General features: G+C 37.4%; 3 protein-coding genes. 1 reads left to right on the forward strand and 2 read right to left on the reverse strand.

Annotated elements, in window-relative coordinates:
- Positions 1 to 770 (forward strand): DUF418 domain-containing protein (locus M983_RS13630; RefSeq protein WP_066751970.1); only part of this gene is annotated, 770 nt, incomplete at its 5' end.
- Here the strand turns inward: M983_RS13630 and sanA are convergent.
- Together sanA and M983_RS13640 are read right to left on the reverse strand one after the other, a co-directional pair.
- Positions 767 to 1,576: an outer membrane permeability protein SanA gene (gene sanA / locus M983_RS13635; protein ID WP_083954607.1), complete on the reverse strand. Its 810-nt coding sequence runs from the start codon at positions 1,574 to 1,576 to the stop codon at positions 767 to 769. The genes M983_RS13630 and sanA overlap by 4 nt on opposite strands.
- Positions 1,577 to 1,708: 132 nt before the next feature.
- A complete protein-coding gene (locus M983_RS13640; RefSeq protein ID WP_066751973.1) occupies positions 1,709 to 3,406 on the reverse strand; it encodes an NAD-dependent malic enzyme in 1,698 nt (565 codons plus the stop codon).
- Positions 3,407 to 3,627: the final 221 nt, after the last annotated feature.

Consider the following 3,627-nt stretch of genomic DNA (forward strand, 5'->3'; position numbering starts at 1 on the left):
ATTCTTTATGTGCGAAACGTCAATTTATTTTAGGGGCTAGTCTCTATTTTATTGGTGCAATTATTCTCGTTTTTTTATTTTATCACTATCGTCATTTTGCTGATGTAGTCTGGTTTAGCACGCCTTATTCTAAGCTTGCTGAATCAATGTGGAAAACGGGAGATTATGCCACAACACTATTATATCGCTGGGATGAGCTGAGCTTATTTGTATTTAATTTAGTTCGCCAATATAGCTGGTTTTTAATTGGGGCTATGTTGATGGGGGCTGCATTAATGAAATCAGGCTGGCTGAAAAAGCAATTTAGTCGTACACATTATGGTTATATTGCCGTTTATTTTTTAGCTATTAGCTTAACGTTGCAATCTATGATTGTCGTGGCGGATTATTATTATGATTGGAATTACAACTGGTCTGCTATTATTGCTCAACCTTTAACTATGCTTATTCAGGTTTTCCAAAGTATAGGTTATATAGCATTACTTTATTGGAGCTGGCCTTTAATTGAAAATAGCGTTGTTGTATATGCATTACGATGTGTTGGTAAAATGGCTCTCACTATTTATTTAATGCAAAGTATTTTTGGTATTACTTTATTTCAACGTCTCGGGTTATTTGAGCAATTTACCTTGCCTGAATTACTGCCTTTTGTTGTGCTTATTTGGACAGTAAATATTATTTTTGCTGTGTGCTGGTTACGTTATTTTCAACAAGGCCCTATAGAATGGTGCTGGCGTAAAGCGACAAGGCTATTAGCACAACATCGCTAATAGGGTTTTTCGCTATTTTCTTCTGCTGGTTTTTGTTCTACATTTTTATTATTGCTTTTTTTTACGGGCTTTTGTTCTGAATTCTCAATATTTCTTTTATTTAGAGGAAGTGATTCCACTTCTTCAGGAGATACCGCAGGATAACCTTTCATTGTATCAGGAATAGTATGTACAGCAGGAATAGCTTCTGGCGGCCCTAAAAAGCGAGGTTCCCGTTTTAGAATATAAAGGTCAACTAATGCCCCTGCTCTTGCTAAAACTTCGCGAGTTCGAACTTTAAACATTGTTTTTGGTGATGCTACGGCAAAACATTGTGCATCAATGCCTTTTTCTAGAGCAATAAATACAGCACGTTCACAGTGAAAGCGTTGCGTAATAATTGTAAAGCCATCAGTACCAAAAACCTCTTTAGTACGCACAACAGAATCCAGTGTTCTAAATCCAGCAAAATCCATCACAATACGTGAAGCCGGTATACCCGCTTTAATCAGATCTTTACGCATTGTATTTGGTTCATTATAACTATGCTGCGCGTTGTCACCGCTTAATAGTAAGTACTGAACCTTTCCGCTGTTATACGCATTTACAGCACCTTGAATACGATATTGGTAAAACTGATTAATATATCCACTGGTATAGTATTTTGATGTTCCTAAGACCATTCCCACTTTTTTAGCGGGTAGGGTTTCAACATCTTCAAAGATATAAGGATTTGTCTTGATGCCTATCCAACGATCACAGGCAATTAATATCGCAGCAGAAATAAATGCTAAGAATAAAAATAAGTAAATGAGACGTTTGAGCATGTCCTTGCCTTTATGACACATTTCTTCAATGAGATAGAGGCTACTTGAGCTAAGTAAGGGAAGCAAGAAAAAAGCGCATTATTACTCTTGATAACACGCTTTTCAGAATACAACTTATTCAGTTAAGCATATCTAGAATGAAGTTCTTTTATAGATACGATAAAACGGTTTCCAATAATTACGCTCAATAGCTTCTTCTAATGCAGAATCTGAGGTGACAGTTGCAACACCTTGTACTTGGGCTTCTTTTGCCACTTGTTTTGCAATATAACGAGAAACTTGTTGAATATCAGAAAGCAATGGTAATAACGAGCCTTCACCATCTTTTGCCATTGGTGAACAATCGGCAAGTGCACGACTGGCAACCATAAGCATTGCATCAGTGACGCGTTTAGCACCACACGCAATCACACCTAAGCCAATGCCAGGGAAGATATAAGAGTTATTACATTGTGCAATAGGGTACTCTTTCTCTTTGTATATTACAGGTGCAAAAGGGCTTCCTGTCGCAACCAATGCTTGTCCATCAGTCCAATTAATAATATCTTCAGGACGCGCTTCAACGCGTGATGTTGGATTAGATAATGGCATGACGATAGGGCGATCACAGTGCTTATGCAGTTCACGAATAATTTCTTCAGTGAAAAGACCCGCTTGACCTGAAACACCAATTAAAATGGTTGGTTGTGCGTTTTTTACGACTTCTAACAGAGATATAGCATCACTTTCTGTTTGCCAATCAGCGATTGCTTCACTTTTTTGAGTCAATTTACTTTGGAAATCGAGTAAATTCGGCAATTTATCAGTCAGTAAACCAAATCTATCAACCATAAAGATACGAGCGCGTGCTTGTTCATCACTTAGCCCTTCAGACTTCATTTGTGCAATGATTTGTTCTGCAATACCACAACCGGCAGAACCTGCGCCTAAGAATGTCACTTTTTGATCTTTTAAAGGGCGACCTGCGGCACGACTAGCGGCAATTAAGCTACCTAGTGTGACTGCGGCAGTACCTTGTATATCATCATTAAAGCAACATAATTCATCACGATAACGGCTAAGTAAAGGCATGGCATTTTTTTGTGCAAAGTCTTCAAATTGCAACAATACATTTGGCCAACGACGTTTAACCGCTTGGATAAATTCATCAACAAATTCGTTATATTCATCACCGGTAATACGAGGATGACGCCATCCCATATAAAGAGGGTCGTTTAAGCGTTGAGGATTATTAGTACCCACATCAAGAACAACAGGTAATGTATAAGCAGGGCTGATACCGCCACATGCTGTATAGAGAGAGAGTTTACCAATAGGGATACCCATACCACCGATACCCTGATCACCTAAGCCTAAAATGCGTTCGCCATCAGTTACCACAATCACTTTTACATTTTGTTTTGTGGCGTTTTGTAGCATATCGTCGATATTGGCACGATTAGGATAAGAGATAAATAAGCCACGAGCTCGACGATAAATATCAGAGAAGTGTTCACAAGCTTCACCCACAGTAGGAGTATAAATGATGGGCATCATTTCAGTTAGATGAGCTTCTAATAAACGGTAAAAGAGAGTTTCGTTGGTATCTTGAATATTTCTAAGATAGATATGTTTATCGTTATCATTTTTAAAATCAAGATATTGGCGATAAGCACGTTCGACTTGTTCTTCAATAGATTCAACTGCTTCTGGCAGTAATCCATGTAGATTAAAAGTACTGCGTTCTTCCTCGCTAAAAGCGCTACCTTTATTTAACAGTGGAAATTCAAGCAGGATAGGGCCTGCATACGGGATATACAGCGGGCGTTTACTTTCGTGTTCCAGTTCCATGAAAAATACTCTTGTAAGGCAATTTAGTCACATGACAGTATTAGATCCTACAAAATAATAAAAACATGTACAACTTATGTTACTTTTTTGCGATTTTTATATCTAAAAATGAGAGATAGATACTAAATTTAATAAAATTTTAGATAAGCATCAGCCAAAATTTCAGACAGATGCTTTATTTGAAGGTCAATATTAGGAAATATTTAAAATATAATTTTTTT

The organism is Proteus myxofaciens ATCC 19692, assembly GCF_001654855.1.
Classification (GTDB): domain Bacteria; phylum Pseudomonadota; class Gammaproteobacteria; order Enterobacterales; family Enterobacteriaceae; genus Proteus; species Proteus myxofaciens.

Bases quoted from the DNA above. Each gene is read 5' to 3' on its own strand.
- sanA (WP_083954607.1), bottom strand. From the start codon at position 1,576: ATGCTCAAACGTCTCATTTACTTATTTTTATTCTTAGCATTTATTTCT.
- M983_RS13640 (WP_066751973.1), bottom strand. From the start codon at position 3,406: ATGGAACTGGAACACGAAAGTAAACGCCCGCTGTATATCCCGTATGCA.